Source organism: Tardiphaga sp. OK245, assembly GCF_900108575.1.
Lineage (GTDB): Bacteria > Pseudomonadota > Alphaproteobacteria > Rhizobiales > Xanthobacteraceae > Tardiphaga > Tardiphaga robiniae.
In genome coordinates this window covers 483,511-496,520 of sequence record NZ_FNWZ01000003.1, presented here as the reverse complement: position 1 = coordinate 496,520, position 13,010 = coordinate 483,511, and the positions used below count along the sequence as shown (strand labels likewise).

The window sequence follows — 13,010 nt, the reverse complement described above, 5'->3', positions numbered from 1 at the left end:
TCAGTTCATCGTGATGTTGGCCTTCTCGATCACGCCCTTCCAGCGCTGCGTTTCGCTGGCGATGTATTTGGCGAACTCGTCCGGCGGGACCGCCACGGCGACGGCCCCGAGTTCGGACATCTTTCTCTTCGTCTCGGGCAACTGCATGAATTCGCGGATCGAGACTGACAGCTTGTCGGTGATGGCTTTCGGCGTTCCGGCCGGTGCCATGAAGCCGTGCCAGGCGACGGCTTCAAAACCCGGCAGGAATTCAGACACCGCCGGCAGGTTCGGATCGAACTCGGCGCGCTTCGGCGAGGCCGTTGCCAGCATCGCGAGCTTGCTGGCCGCCGCATGCGGCAGCAGCAGCGGCACGTTGTCGAAGGCGATGTCGATCTGGCCGCTCAGCAAGTCCGTGACCATCTGGCTCGAGCCCTTATAGGGTACGTGTACCATCTTGGTGCCGGTCATCTGCTGGAACAGTTCGCCGGCAAGATGCTGCGTGGTGCCGACGCCGGCCGAGCCGAATGTCACCTTGTCGGGATTGGCTTTGATATAGGCGATCAGGTCCAGCACCGTGCGCGCCGCGATCCTGGTCGGGTTCACCACCAGGACATTCGGCACCATGCTGATCTGCGCGATCGGCACGAGATCCTTTTCGGGATTGTAGGACAGTTTTGCGCCATACAGCGTCGGATTGATCGACAGCGCCGAGGTGCTGGCAAGGCCGATCGTGTAGCCATCAGGCGTAGCGCGTGCGACGCGGGTGACGCCGATGATGCTGCCGGCGCCGCCGACGTTCTCGATGATGACCGTCGCGCCCATCTTCTTCTGCAGATGCTCCGACACCATGCGCGCAAAGATATCGGCAGTGCCGCCGGCGGCAAACGGAACGATGCTGGTGATCGGGCGGCTCGGGTAATTCGCGTCCTGGGCCGTCGCTTGCGTGAGCGTGCCGAGCGTCAGGCAGGCAGCCATCAGGATTGACCGAAGTCTCATTGAACATTCCTCCATGTGTTTTTCTATTTTGATCGTCGGCGTCCTTTGGTGGACGCTCGATATCGCAGGTGGTGACGAACATGACGTCGTCACCACCTGCGCGGTCGCCTAGTTCATCGTGACGTTGGCCTTCTCCATCACACCCTTCCAGCGCAAGGTCTCGCTGGCGATGTATTTGGTGAACTCATCCTGCGGAATGGCGACAGCCACCGCGCCGAGTTCGGCCATCTTCTTCTTGGTTTCCGGCAGGCTCATGAATTCGCGGATTTCCGCCGAGAGCTTGTCGACGATCGGCTTCGGCGTTGCCGCTGGCGCGATGAAGCCGTGCCATGCGACAGCCTCGAAGCCCGGCAGGAATTCGGCGACGGCCGGCACATTCGCGTCGAACTCGGCGCGCTTCGGCGTTGCCGTGGCGAGCATCGCCAGCTTGCCGCCGGCCACATGCGGCAGCAGCAGCGGGACATTGTCGAAAGCGATGTCGATCTGTCCCGAGATCAGGTCGGTGACCATCTGGCTCGAGCCTTTGTAGGGCACGTGGACCATCTTGGTGCCGGTCATCTGCTGGAACAGCTCGCCGGCAAGATGCTGCGACGTGCCCGGTCCGGCCGAGCCGAATGTCACTTTGTCTGGATTGGCCTTCATGTATTCGATCAACTCCGGCACCGTGCGGGCCTTGATGCGATCGGGATTCACCACGAGCACGTTAGGCACGATGCTCACTTGCGCGAAAGCCACCAGATCCTTCTCCGGCTGGAACTGAAGCTTGCTGCCATAGAGCGAGGGCGCGATCGCCAGCGGCGAGGTGCTGGCGAGGCCGATCGTGTAGCCATCAGGCTGCGCCTTGGCGACACGGTTGACGCCGATATTGCCGCCGGCGCCGCCCATATTTTCGACCAGCACGGTAGCGCCGAGTTTCTTCTGCAAATTCTCCGAGACCATACGCGCGATGATGTCCACGGTGCCGCCGGCCGCGAAGGGCACGACGATGGTGATCGGCTTGGTCGGATATTTTGCGTCCTGCGCACTCGCCTGCCCGGCGGCGCCCACGGCGACGCAAGCGGCCATCAGGATGGATTTGATCTTCATGCGTGTTCCTCTTCTCGAATGAGTGTTCTGATGAATGCTTGCGGCCGCCTCGCCTATTGCGCAGGCAGCACTTTTCCGGGATTCATGATGTCGTTCGGATCGAGCATCTGCTTGACGCTGCGCAAGAGCCGCAACTCGGCCGGCTTGGTGACGCGGGCAAGCCGCTCGCGATTGGCGATACCGATGCCGTGCTCGGCACTGATGCTGCCGCCGAGCGCGACGGTCTCTTCATCGACGATGGTGTTGATGCCGCGGATCGTGTCCTGGATCTGATCCTTCTGGTTCTGCTCGAGGCCTGGAATGATCGCGAGGATGTGGATGTTGCCATCGCCGATATGGCCGTGCATCACGATGCGTGCGTCGGGCCGATAGGCAGCGATGCGCTTCTCCACCTGCGTGACGAACGTTGCCTGCTGCGACAAGGGCACGGCGCTGTCGTGCGAGATGACGTAGCCGGCCTTTTTGCTGCCTTCCGATACGCTGTGGCGAATCTTCCAGAACGCTGCGGCCTGCGTCTCGCTGGAGGCCACCAGCGCATCGGTGACCAGCTCGCGCTCATAGGCATTGCTGAGCAACGCTTCGAGCGCTGCATTCAGATCCACCGACACCAGCGTATCGACGAGTTCGATCAGCACATACCACGGCGTATCCAGCTCGAACGGGATGTTCACCAGCGGCAGGTTTTCGGCGATCACCTCGATCTGGCCGCGCGACATCACCTCGAAGGCGCCGATGCGATCACCGAGTTCGGTACGTGCCTGCGCGAGCAGGTCGAGCACCGCATCGATGCTGCTCAGCTTGGCGAAGGACACCGCCCTCGCCCGTGGCTTCGGAAACAGCTTCAGCACCGCGCCGGTGATAATGCCGAGCGTACCTTCGGCGCCGATGAAGAGCTGCTTGGTGTCAAAGCCCGTGGAGTCCTTGCGCAGGGCCGTCATGCCGTCGAGGATCTCGCCATCGGGCAGCACGACTTCGAGGCCGAGCGCGAGTTCGCGTGTGGTGCCGTAGCGCAGAACCGCGGTGCCACCGGCATTGGTCGAGAGATTGCCGCCGATCTGGCAGGAGCCTTCGGCTCCGAGGCTGAGCGGAAACAGGCGGTCAATATCGTCTGCTGCCTTCTGGATGTCGGCGAGGATGCAGCCGGCATCGACGGCGATGGAGTCACCGAGACGGCTGATGCTGCGGATCTTATTGAGGCGATCGAGACGCAGCACAATCATGGTGCGCTCGCCGAGCGGAGTTGCGGCGCCGCACATGCCGGTATTGCCACCCTGCGGCACGATGGCGATGCCGGCGGCCGCGCAGGCCTTGACCACGTCGGAGACTTCCTGCGTCGAGCCGGGCTTCACGACGGCTAGTGCCTTGCCGTGATAGCGGCCGCGCCAGTCCACTACATAGGGTTCGAAATCGCCGCCGGGACCGATCAGGTGTCGGTCGCCGACGATGCCAGCAAGCGTTGCAAGAAATGTCGTGTGGTCGGTCAATTCACTCTCCCCGTCACCGGAACGAGAGGTCAAGCAGACGGCCTTCGAACAGGCGGTCGCGCGACGTTTCGAGATGGAGACGCATGGCCGTGCGCGCTGCCTCGGCATCGCGGTCACGGATCGCTTCAAAAATACTGCTGTGTTCCTCGAACACCTGCTCGAGGCCGGGCCGCGGGCCCATCAGCGACAGGCCGTGCAGCTTCATACCGACAGCGACGTGGTCCTTGAGGGCGTTCAGCGAGGTCGCGAAATAGTGGTTGTTGGTCGCCTCGGAGACAGCGAGATGGAAGGCGTAGTCGGCGTCTTCGCGATGCTTGCGCTTCTTCGTCGCCTCGCGCAGCAGGCCGAGCGCGGCTTCCATCTTGCCGAGATTGTCGTCGCTGCGTCGGAGCGCTGCAAAATGCGCCGCATCGGCTTCCATGGTGATGCGGAATTCGAAGCAGCGCTGGATGTCGGCGATGGTCTCCACCCGCGCGAAGCCGAGTGGCTGTGGCTGCGCACGCATCTGGACGAAACTGCCCGCGCCCTGTCGCGACGTGATCAGTCCGTCTTCGCGCAACCGGCCGAGTGCTTCGCGCAGCACCGGGCGGGAGACGTCGAACATATCGGAAAGTTCGTGCTCGCCGGGCAGCTTCTGGTCCGGTGCGTAGTCGCCATTGGCGATGCGCTGCGCGAGTTCGCCATAGACCTTGTCGACGAGCGAACCGGCGGCACCGCGCGGACGCGGCGCTTCAGGCAATTCAGAGGGATCAATCGGCTTCATGATCGGTCAAACCGCAGCTCAGGGATGGCGGCGGAGGTTTCGTGTGACAGTCCGATCGCCCGGGAGCGCCGTCGCATGGAAACACTTCCTCGCCCAAAAATTTCGGCGACCATGAGAGGCGGCGGCAAACTTGTCAACATGTCAATGTTGCGCGGATGGATCGCTATTATATTATGTCATTGATATACAATGATTAAATTGCATGACTTGGTCAAATACCGTGCTGCATCGCACAAATTCTGGTAACTTGTCAGGTTGCTGAAATCGTGGTCGAACGCTCGCTCAATCGGAAAGGACCAGGCGTGACCAACGGACTGAACGGCAAGGCTATCGTGATCATCGGCGCAAGCTCCGGCATCGGCGCTGCCGTGGCGAAGAAATTCGGCGCCCTCGGTGCCAGGCTGATCGTGCATTACAACGGCAATCCGGAAGGCGCCGAGGAAGTGGTCGCGAATATCCGTGCGAGTGGTGGCACCGCCGACCTCGTGCGCGGCGACGTGTCGGAGCGCGCTGAGGCTGCGCGCGTGATCGACGAAGCCCATGCCAAGCTCGGCCGCATCGACGTGCTGATCAACAATGCCGGCGCCATGTTCGGCCGCACTTCGATCGCCAATGCCACCGACGAACAGTATGACGATGTGGTCGATCTCAACATCGGCTCGGTATTTTTCGCCTGCCGCAAGGCCGCGAAGATCATGGAGGCGCAGCGTTCTGGCTCGATCATCAACACGACGTCGGTTGCGGCCCGCAATGGCGGCAGCGGCGGCGCCGGTCTCTATGGTTCGGCCAAGGGTTTTGTCTCGACCATCACGCGTGTGCTGGCGAAGGAACTGGCTCCGTTCAACGTGCGCGCCAATGCGGTGGCGCCGGGCGTGATCATGACGCCGTTCCACCAGCGCTATTCGACCGCGGAGCAGCTCGAAGGCGCCCGCCAGGGCATCCCGCTGGGCCGCATCGGCACGCCCGAGGATTGCGTCGGCGCCTATCAGTTCCTCGCCGACGAGACCATGAGCAGCTACATCACCGGCCAGGTCATCGAGGTGAATGGCGGGCAGATCATGCCGTAACGTATTTACCTCTCCCTGCTTGCGGGGAGAGGTAAAAAACAAGCGCTTCGTTAGAAGAACTCCTGCAACACGCACCCGAAAGAGCACAACGATGACAGCTCCCTTCCCGACCGGCGTCTACTGCGCCGCGACCACCCCCTTCAACGCCGACCTGTCGGTGGATCAGGGCCTGTTCACCTCCCACTGCCAGCGTCTGCTCGATGACGGCTGCACCGGCATCGCCATGCTCGGCACGACAGGCGAAGCCAATTCGCTGTCATCACGCGAGCGCATGGCGCTGCTGGAAGCCGTGGTGAAATCCGGAATCGCGCCGTCGAAACTGCTGCCGGGCACCGGTGTTGCGTCGATCATGGAAACGGTTGAACTCACAAAGCACGCTGTCGCCAGTGGCGTCGGAGCCGTCGTGATGCTGCCGCCGTTCTACTACAAGGGCGTGTCCGATGATGGCATCGTCGATGCCTATACGGCTGTGATCGAGCGCGTCGCCGATCCGCGCCTGCGCGTCGTGCTCTATCACATCCCCCAGATGTCGGCGGTGCCGATCTCGCTCGACGTCATCGATCGGTTACGCAAGCGCTTCCCGGAAATCGTGGTCGGCATCAAGGATTCCGCGGGCGAGTTCGCCAATATGAGCGCCATCGTCGATCGCTTCCCGGGGTTCTCGGTGCTGGTCGGCGCCGATCCCCTGATGCTGAAGCTGCTGCCGATGGGCGGCGCCGGCTGCATCACGGCGACCTCCAACCTCGTGAGCCGCGAGCTCGCCACGGTGTTCAATGGTTACAAGGATCCGGCCAAGGCGGCCGAGGTTGCGACTGCGCAGGAGCGTATCGTCGCGGCGCGCAATGCGGTGTCCAGCTATGCGCAGCTTCCCTCGCTGAAGGTGCTGCTGGCGAAGCGCGACAACAATGACAATTGGCTGCGGGTGCGTCCGCCGCTGACAGGCCTCAGCGCTGCCGAAGCGGCCAAGGTCCGCGAGTCGCTGTCCGTCTAGACAGCCGTTGCTGCGAACGCGCGCCAGCCTTTGGCGCGTAGTTCGCAGGCCGGGCATTTGCCGCAGCCATAGCCCCAGTCGTGTAGCGCGCCGCGCTCACCGAGATAGCAGGTGTGCGAGTGTTCGCGGATCAGGTCGACGAGGCCCTGCCCGCCGAGCTCATGCGCCAGCGCCCAGGTCGCCGCCTTGTCGCGCCACATCAGCGGCGTGTGCAGCGTGAAATTCCTGGCCATGCCGAGATTGAGCGCCTGCTGCAGCGCCTTGATGGTGTCGTCGCGACAATCGGGATAGCCGGAGTAATCCGTCTCGCACATGCCGCCGATGATGTGGGTGATGCCGCGTCGATAGGCCAGCGCTGCCGCGAATGTCAGGAACACCAGATTGCGGCCGGGCACAAACGTATTGGGCAGGCCGTCGGCCCCCATCTCGATGGCGACGTCACGCGTCAGCGCGGTGTCGGAAATGTCGCTCAGCGTCGGGATGTCCAGCGTGTGGCTGTCACCGAGTTTCGTGGCCCAATCAGCATTCAAGGCCTTCACGCCCGCCAGCAGCTTGTCGCGGCTGTCGAGTTCGATGGCGTGGCGCTGGCCGTAAGCGAAGCCGAGCATCTCGACGCGCTTGAAGCGCGCCAGCGCCCAGGCCAGACAGGTTGCGGAATCCTGGCCGCCGGAAAACAGCACCAGCGCGGTTTGATCTGGGAAAGTGTCGCTCATCGGCTGCAGATAGCACTCTGCAGCCCTGTGTGAAAGACAGGCAAAACCGGGCATTTCCGCTGGGCCACGCCGCCGTCCTGCGGCATAGCAAAGGCTCCTGCTGTGAACCGTGGTGCCTCATGACCCCTTCCCGCGATATCGTCGGCCTGATTGAGATCATGGCCCAGTTGCGCACGCCCGTGACGGGGTGCCCATGGGATCTGGAGCAGGATTTCGCGAGTATCGCGCCCTATACGATCGAGGAGGCCTATGAGGTCACCGATGCCATCGTCAGGCACGATCTCCACGACCTCTGCGACGAACTCGGCGATCTCCTGCTGCAGGTGGTGTTCCACGCCCGGATGGCCGAAGAGCAGAATGCATTCGCGTTCGGCGACGTCGTGGAGGCGATCACCCGCAAGATGATCCGCCGGCATCCGCATGTGTTCGCCGACAAGGACGGCAAGATCGCACCGACGGATGTGAAGGGGACGTGGGGGCGTATCAAAGCCGAGGAAAAGGCTGAACGCGCCGCACGGCGCGGCGTTGAGGCCACGCCGCCCTCCTCGTTCCTTGCGAGCGTCAAGGCCGGGCAACCCGCATTGAGCCAGGCCATGGAGCTGCAGACAAAAGCCTCCAGCGTCGGCTTCGACTGGAATGATCCGCGCGCGGTGCTGGCGAAAATCCGCGAGGAAGCTGACGAGATCGAAGCGGCACTCGATCGCGGCGACCAGAGCGAAGTAGCGGCCGAGACCGGCGACCTGATGTTCGCGCTGGTCAATCTGGCGCGCCATGTGGACGCCGATCCCGAACTCGCATTACGCGGCACCAACGTGAAGTTCGAGCGACGTTTTGGCTATATCGAACAGGCGCTGGCGGCGAAGGGACGGACCCTGCAGGAGGCGTCGCTCGAGGAGATGGATGCGCTGTGGAATGAGGCGAAGGGTAACGAAATCGCGGATTGAATGACTCGCAACCGCCAGGGAACAACCGACGATGACACTGACTGACGTCCTCGGCGGTCTTCTGGCGGGCGGTGTCGGCGGCATGGCGTCCGGCTTGCTCGGTATTACCAGTGGCGGAATCCTCGTCCCGCTGCTGGTGCTCCTGCTTGGCAAAGATCAGCACGTCGCCCAGGGCGTTTCTCTCGTCGTGCAGGTTGTGCCCACCAGTCTTTCCGGCGTCCGCAACTATCAACGCAGCGGCCATCACGTGCCGCCGCGTTGGCTTGCCTGGCTGGCCATCGGATTTGCAGTGGGCGGGTGCGTTGGCGCCTTGCTCGCAACAACCGTTTCTGCTCGCGCGCTGCAATGGACTTTTGTCGGCTATCTGCTGGTTCTCGAAGTGATCGTCATCCGTCGGCCGTCACATCCCAAGCTCGAAGGCACTGCAGACGAAGCGAAAGAGGTGCCGTTACGCGGGTCAGCGCTCGTCGCCATCGGCGCGGTCGCGGGCTGGTCGTCGGGATTTCTGGGGATCGGCGGCGGGCTTGCGATCACCGCCTTGATGACGGGCCTGCTGAAGGTGTCCCAGCATCAATCCCAGGCCCTTAGCCTTGCCGTCACAGCACTGCCCGTCACTTTACCGGCCGCCCTGCTCTATGTGCAGCAGGGCACAGAGCTGCCGTGGCTCACGATTGCAAGTCTGATCATGGGGCTGTGGATCGGTACCGGTCTTGGATCACGGCTGGCGAATCGCATGAGTCAGAGAGCTTTGCGGATGACACTCATCGCTGTCATCGCCGGCATGGCGGTGTTCATGGCGTTTAAAGCTGCCACCTGAACAACAACGGAGTTTCGTCAGGCACTCAGATCCGCGACCGGATGCAGCACTGCACTGAACCGACTCATGACGATATCGCGTTTGGTCTCATCGACACGCACCACCATGTCGAAATGGCCGTCGTGCAATTCTTTCACCAGTACTTCCGCATTGCGATGCAGCCAGCTCACGCCAGCACCGTCCGCAGCATCGATCGACAGATCCAGCGTGATGCGGCTGGCGGCGAGCCGTGTTTCGATGGCAGCGAGCAGATCGTCGATGCCCTCGCCGGTTTCGGCTGAGACCATGAAGCACGGCTTGTCCAGCGGCCGCCGCGCCGCGATATTGGCGAGGTTCTCGCGCTCCTCCGGAGGGAAACGATCGATCTTGTTCCAGACTTCGAGAATGCGCGCTGTTGCATCCGTATCGATGCCGAGCTTGCGCAGCACGTTGTCGACGTCGCTTTGCTGCGCTTCCGCATCCTCATGCGAGATGTCGCGGACATGGAGAATGATGTCGGCTTCCAGTACCTCTTCCAGCGTCGCGCGAAACGCGGCTACGAGCTGGGTCGGCAGGTTGGAGATGAAACCCACCGTGTCCGACAGCATGGCCTTGCCGCCATGCGGCAGCGTCAGCGCACGCAGCGTCGGATCGAGGGTCGCGAACAGCATGTCCTCGGCCTGCACGTCGGCGCGCGTCAGCCGGTTGAACAGCGTCGACTTGCCGGCATTGGTGTAACCGACCAGCGCAACAACGCGATACGGCACGCGCTGGCGGCCGGCGCGATGCAGGCGCCGCGTCGCCTGGACCTTCTTCAGATCGGCTTCGAGTCGCGCGATGCGGTCGCCGATCATGCGGCGATCCGCTTCGATCTGGGTTTCGCCGGGGCCACCCATGAAGCCAAAGCCGCCGCGCTGGCGCTCCAGATGGGTCCATGAGCGGACGAGACGGCTGCGCTGATAGTTGAGATGCGCGAGCTCGACCTGCAGCGTGCCTTCCTTGGTCTTGGCACGGCGGCCGAAGATTTCAAGGATGAGACCGGTACGGTCGAGCACCTTGGCCTTCAGTTCCTTTTCGAGATTGCGCTGCTGGATCGGCGACAGCGCGCAATCCATCACCACGATGCCGATCTCGTTCGCCGCGATCAGGCCGGCGATCTCATCGACCTTGCCCTTGCCGAGATAGGTGGCCGGGCGGATCTGGCTCAGCGGCGCGGCGACGGCCTCGACCACGGTGAGGTCGATGGCGCGTGCGAGACCGACCGCCTCTTCGAGCCGGGCTTCCGTATCGCGGACATGAGAATAGGCTTGCGCGTCGGCGTCGCCCCGCCGTTCGCGCAGGTAAGGACCGACCACGAGAACGCGGCCGGTCGATTCGCTGCTGGCCGAGGGTCGGTCGGCAGCATTGCCTTCGAAGCTACGAAATTCCAATCAAGCGTCTCTCAGGAGTTCGCTCAAGCCGGATCCTCGCCACCCTCAAAAAGCTGAATCGGTGCGCCCGGCATGATGGTCGAGATCGCATGCTTATACACCAGCTGCGAGTGTCCGTCGCGCCGGAGCAGAAGACAGAAATTATCGAACCAGGTGACAATGCCCTGCAATTTGACGCCGTTCACCAGAAAGATCGTGAGCGGAGTCTTGGTCTTGCGTACGTGGTTGAGGAAGGTGTCCTGTAGATTTTGTGCGCGGTCTGCCGCCATTTTTTTTAATCCCGCAGTCTGTTTTGTTGCTTTTTTTGAACCCGGCGCAGCCCTCTCCGGGGCCTTACCAAGCTGCCGCACTTTCCCCTGAGATCCCCCTCCGGGAGCGCGACGACGTGATTAGACGGCAGGCGCGCTTTTTAGGCAAGCCGGAACGCGGAATTGGTGCCTAAAAGCGCGGCAAATTTTATGAAATCGCTGCGAATTTATGGAATTCCTGCCTCAGGCGCGTCGCGATACCACCAGGCTTGCCGTCACCGATCGGTTTGCCGTCGATATTGATGACCGGCATCACGATCTGACTCGCCGACGAGACGAAGGCTTCTGCGGCGTCATAAGCCTCTGCCGGTGTGAAGTTCCGCTCTTCCAGCTTGAGCTGCATCGAGGCCAGGACCTCGATCAGCACGGCGCGGGTGATGCCTGCGAGAATGCCTGACGCGGCGGTGCGCGTCACCACCTTGCCGTCCTTGGTGACGATCCAGGCGTTGCACGACGCGCCCTCCGTGACGAAACCGTCGGCGTCGACATACCAGGCTTCATAGGCGCCCTTGTCGCGGGCTTCCTGTCGCGCCAGCACATTGGGCAGCAGGCCAACGGTCTTGATGTCGACGCGCGGCCAGCGATTCTCCGCCGTGGTGATGACCTTCACGCCCTTGGCAGCAGTCGCCTGATTCTTGGCGAAGTTGAGCGATTTCGCCGTCACGACCACACTTGGCTTCACGTCCGGCGACGGAAATCCGTGATCGCGATGGGCGACGCCGCGGCTGATCTGCAGATAGACGATGCCGTAATTGATGCGGTTGCGACGAATAACTTCCTGCATCACCACCTTGAGCGATGTCAGCGGCATGGCCTCGGCGATGCGCAGCTCCCGCAACGAGCGCTGCATGCGCGCAATATGGCGGGGAAAATCGACCATCTTGCCGCCGATGATCTCGCAGACCTCGTAAATGCCATCGGCGAACTGATAGCCGCGGTCCTCGACGTTCACGGCGGCATCGCGCAGGTTGACGTATTGACCATTCACATAGGCGATGCGCGACATGTTCGTTCCGAGGCTTGAGTTGAAGCTTGAGGTGAGGTGAGTGATTTAGCCGACGCCGAGCGCCTTGAGCTTGCGATGCAAGGCGGAGCGCTCCATGCCGACGAATTCAGCGGTGCGCGAGATATTACCCGAAAAACGGCTGATCTGCGCAATCAGATAATCGCGTTCGAACACTTCGCGGGCTTCGCGCAGCGGCAGGCCCATGATGTGCTCGCCATTGTTGCTGGTGGGCATCGACGGCACCATCGAGCCGACGTCCTGCGGCAGCATGTCGGCGGTGATGATCACTTCCGGCCCGCCGCCGGCCAGGATCATGACGCGTTCGACGTTGTTGCGGAGCTGACGGATATTGCCCGGCCAGACATGCGACTGCAGGACCGCCATGGCGTCCTCGCCGATCTGCCGCTTCGGCAGGCCCGTCGCGATGGAGATCTGCTCCATGAAATATTCGATGAGCTCCGGAATATCCTCGCGATGCTCAGACAGCGGCGGCACGCGGATCGGCACCACCGAGAGGCGATGATAGAGATCCTCACGGAAACGACCTTCGGCGATTTCCTCTTCGAGATTGCGCGCGGTCGACGAAATGATGCGGACGTCGACATTGACCTTGGTGGTTCCCCCTGCCCGCATGAAAGTCTGATCGACCAGCACGCGCAGGATCTTGTTCTGGGTCTCGCGCGGCAGATCGCCGATCTCGTCGATGAATAGCGTGCCACCATGAGCCTCCTCTAGGGCTCCTGCCTTACGAGCCTGTTCGCCATTGGACTGTTCGATGCCGAACAGTTCAACTTCCATGCGCTCCGGCGTAATCGCCGCAGCGTTGATGACGACGAACGGCCCTGTGGAGCGGGCAGAGGCCGTGTGCAGCGTGCGCGCGGCGAGCTCCTTGCCGGCGCCCGACGGGCCGACGATCAGAATGCGGCTATTGGCCTTCGCGGCGCGATCGATGGTCTGGCGCAGCTGGTTCATGGCGGCCGAGCGCCCCGTCAGCGAATTGGCGACCGGTGCGAGTTGCTTCAGTTCCTTGACTTCGCGTTTCAGGCGCGAGGTTTCGAGCGCGCGCGTCGCGACAAGGATCAGCCGGTCAGCCTTGAATGGCTTCTCGATGAAGTCATAGGCGCCGCGCTTGATTGCCGCGACAGCGGTTTCGATATTGCCGTGGCCCGAGATCATCACCACAGGCAATTCGGGATTGTCGCGTTTGACCTGCTCGAGCAGTTGCAGGCCGTCGAGCTTACTGCCCTGCAGCCAGATGTCGAGAAACACCATGTTGGGGCGGCGATTGGCGATTTCCGCGAGCGCGGAATCGCTGTCTCGTGCGGTGCGGGTGGTGAAGCCCTCATCGTCCAGAATGCCCGCAACAAGATCGCGAATATCGGCTTCGTCGTCGACGATCAGAATGTCATTTGCCATGGGTCAAAATATCCTGGTCACGTTTATT

Annotated in this window: 13 protein-coding genes; 4 read left to right on the top strand and 9 right to left on the bottom strand. The window is 62.3% G+C overall.

What is annotated here, in order from left to right; genetic code table 11:
* The 4 genes from BLW80_RS14970 to BLW80_RS14955 form a co-directional block, all read right to left on the bottom strand.
* Positions 1-978, bottom strand: a complete 978-nt coding sequence (locus BLW80_RS14970; protein ID WP_244528243.1) for a Bug family tripartite tricarboxylate transporter substrate binding protein — start codon at positions 976-978, stop codon at positions 1-3.
* Between the two features lie 108 nt (positions 979-1,086).
* Entirely contained in the window at positions 1,087-2,064 is a 978-nt protein-coding gene (locus BLW80_RS14965) for a Bug family tripartite tricarboxylate transporter substrate binding protein (RefSeq protein WP_093758567.1), read from the bottom strand.
* A gap of 53 nt (positions 2,065-2,117) precedes the next feature.
* Positions 2,118-3,548 (bottom strand): FAD-binding oxidoreductase, encoded by a 1,431-nt coding sequence (locus BLW80_RS14960; RefSeq protein WP_244528241.1) that lies wholly within the window; start codon positions 3,546-3,548, stop codon positions 2,118-2,120.
* Between the two features lie 13 nt (positions 3,549-3,561).
* Entirely contained in the window at positions 3,562-4,311 is a 750-nt protein-coding gene (locus BLW80_RS14955; RefSeq protein ID WP_093758565.1) for a FadR/GntR family transcriptional regulator, read from the bottom strand.
* Between the two features lie 302 nt (positions 4,312-4,613).
* Here BLW80_RS14955 and BLW80_RS14950 point away from each other — a divergent pair, with 302 nt between their 5' ends.
* A complete protein-coding gene (locus tag BLW80_RS14950; protein WP_093759102.1) occupies positions 4,614-5,378 on the top strand; it encodes an SDR family NAD(P)-dependent oxidoreductase in 765 nt (254 codons plus the stop codon).
* A gap of 91 nt (positions 5,379-5,469) precedes the next feature.
* Positions 5,470-6,369, top strand: a complete 900-nt coding sequence (locus BLW80_RS14945; RefSeq protein ID WP_093758564.1) for a dihydrodipicolinate synthase family protein — start codon at positions 5,470-5,472, stop codon at positions 6,367-6,369.
* Here the strand turns inward: BLW80_RS14945 and queC are convergent.
* Positions 6,366-7,082: a 7-cyano-7-deazaguanine synthase QueC gene (gene queC / locus BLW80_RS14940; protein ID WP_093758563.1), complete on the bottom strand. Its 717-nt coding sequence runs from the start codon at positions 7,080-7,082 to the stop codon at positions 6,366-6,368. The genes BLW80_RS14945 and queC overlap by 4 nt on opposite strands.
* A gap of 119 nt (positions 7,083-7,201) precedes the next feature.
* On the opposite strand from queC, the gene mazG reads away from it, so the two are divergent.
* Together mazG and BLW80_RS14930 are read left to right on the top strand one after the other, a co-directional pair.
* On the top strand, positions 7,202-8,026 hold the full coding sequence (gene mazG / locus BLW80_RS14935) for a nucleoside triphosphate pyrophosphohydrolase (protein WP_093758562.1): 825 nt from the start codon (positions 7,202-7,204) through the stop codon (positions 8,024-8,026).
* Between the two features lie 31 nt (positions 8,027-8,057).
* Positions 8,058-8,843, top strand: a complete 786-nt coding sequence (locus tag BLW80_RS14930) for a sulfite exporter TauE/SafE family protein (RefSeq protein ID WP_093758561.1) — start codon at positions 8,058-8,060, stop codon at positions 8,841-8,843.
* Positions 8,844-8,860: 17 nt separating this feature from the next.
* Here the strand turns inward: BLW80_RS14930 and hflX are convergent, their stop codons facing one another.
* The 4 genes from hflX to ntrX all read right to left on the bottom strand — a co-directional run bounded on the left by hflX (position 8,861) and on the right by ntrX (position 12,982).
* A complete protein-coding gene (gene hflX / locus BLW80_RS14925; RefSeq protein ID WP_093758560.1) occupies positions 8,861-10,252 on the bottom strand; it encodes a GTPase HflX in 1,392 nt (463 codons plus the stop codon).
* Between the two features lie 23 nt (positions 10,253-10,275).
* Positions 10,276-10,521, bottom strand: a complete 246-nt coding sequence (hfq, locus tag BLW80_RS14920; RefSeq protein WP_068731834.1) for an RNA chaperone Hfq — start codon at positions 10,519-10,521, stop codon at positions 10,276-10,278.
* Positions 10,522-10,708: 187 nt separating this feature from the next.
* Positions 10,709-11,566 (bottom strand): D-amino-acid transaminase, encoded by an 858-nt coding sequence (locus BLW80_RS14915; protein WP_089264306.1) that lies wholly within the window; start codon positions 11,564-11,566, stop codon positions 10,709-10,711.
* Between the two features lie 45 nt (positions 11,567-11,611).
* A complete protein-coding gene (gene ntrX, locus BLW80_RS14910) occupies positions 11,612-12,982 on the bottom strand; it encodes a nitrogen assimilation response regulator NtrX (RefSeq protein ID WP_089264305.1) in 1,371 nt (456 codons plus the stop codon).
* Between the last annotated feature and the right edge of the window lie 28 nt (positions 12,983-13,010).

Excerpts from the sequence above, each read along its gene's own strand:
- BLW80_RS14970 (WP_244528243.1), bottom strand. The coding sequence starts at position 978 with ATGAGACTTCGGTCAATCCTGATGGCTGCCTGCCTGACGCTCGGCACG.
- BLW80_RS14965 (WP_093758567.1), bottom strand. The coding sequence starts at position 2,064 with ATGAAGATCAAATCCATCCTGATGGCCGCTTGCGTCGCCGTGGGCGCC.
- BLW80_RS14955 (WP_093758565.1), bottom strand. The coding sequence starts at position 4,311 with ATGAAGCCGATTGATCCCTCTGAATTGCCTGAAGCGCCGCGTCCGCGC.
- BLW80_RS14945 (WP_093758564.1), top strand. The coding sequence starts at position 5,470 with ATGACAGCTCCCTTCCCGACCGGCGTCTACTGCGCCGCGACCACCCCC.
- queC (WP_093758563.1), bottom strand. The coding sequence starts at position 7,082 with ATGAGCGACACTTTCCCAGATCAAACCGCGCTGGTGCTGTTTTCCGGC.
- mazG (WP_093758562.1), top strand. The coding sequence starts at position 7,202 with ATGACCCCTTCCCGCGATATCGTCGGCCTGATTGAGATCATGGCCCAG.
- BLW80_RS14930 (WP_093758561.1), top strand. The coding sequence starts at position 8,058 with ATGACACTGACTGACGTCCTCGGCGGTCTTCTGGCGGGCGGTGTCGGC.
- hfq (WP_068731834.1), bottom strand. The coding sequence starts at position 10,521 with ATGGCGGCAGACCGCGCACAAAATCTACAGGACACCTTCCTCAACCAC.
- BLW80_RS14915 (WP_089264306.1), bottom strand. The coding sequence starts at position 11,566 with ATGTCGCGCATCGCCTATGTGAATGGTCAATACGTCAACCTGCGCGAT.
- ntrX (WP_089264305.1), bottom strand. The coding sequence starts at position 12,982 with ATGGCAAATGACATTCTGATCGTCGACGACGAAGCCGATATTCGCGAT.